The organism is Pseudomonas sp. FSL W5-0299 (assembly GCF_005930655.1).
GTDB lineage: Bacteria > Pseudomonadota > Gammaproteobacteria > Pseudomonadales > Pseudomonadaceae > Aquipseudomonas > Aquipseudomonas mandelii.
The window spans coordinates 1-518 of the sequence record NZ_RXHX01000111.1 but is presented as its reverse complement, the minus strand read 5'-3'; the positions used below and the strand labels follow the sequence as shown (position 1 = coordinate 518).

The 518-nt window shown below is 63.3% G+C and carries 1 protein-coding gene; it reads right to left on the bottom strand.

Annotated features, from left to right (window positions below; all coding sequences use genetic code 11):
• Positions 1 to 518 (bottom strand): immunoglobulin-like domain-containing protein (locus FHL16_RS33865; protein WP_138739122.1); only part of this gene is annotated, 518 nt, incomplete at both ends.

Below are 518 nucleotides of genomic sequence, written 5' to 3'. Positions count from 1 at the left end.
GCAGTCACGGACGCGGTGTACACCACGGTGCCGCCTTCAGCCACAGTGGACGTCGCGGTCAGGCTGACGGTCGAGGTATCAAGGGTATCGGTAATGTCAGTGACTGCCGGAACAGTGCTCGGCACCAGGTTTTCGAAGTTGCCGCCGGTGGCGTCCTTGATGGTCGCTTCGACTTTACCGGCGTCTTTGTAAACGTCATCGGCCGGCGCCGGGACGCTCACGCTGCCAGTGGTGGCACCCGCCGCGATGGTGATCACCGCGCCGTTCGAAAGGGTGACGGTGACTGGCGTGCCAGCCGCATTGGTCAGGGTCGCGGTGTACAGAATCTGACCACCCTCAGCCACTTCGGTGGACGCCGACAGGCTCAGGCCGGTGTCGTCCTTCGAGTCGGTAATGGCGGTCAGCGCCGGCTCGGTGCTCGGGGTCAGTTGTTCGAAATTGCCGCCGGTGGTCCCGGTGATGGTGGTGCTGACGGTGCTGCCGTTGTTGTAAACGTCATTGTCCGCGGTATCGACGGT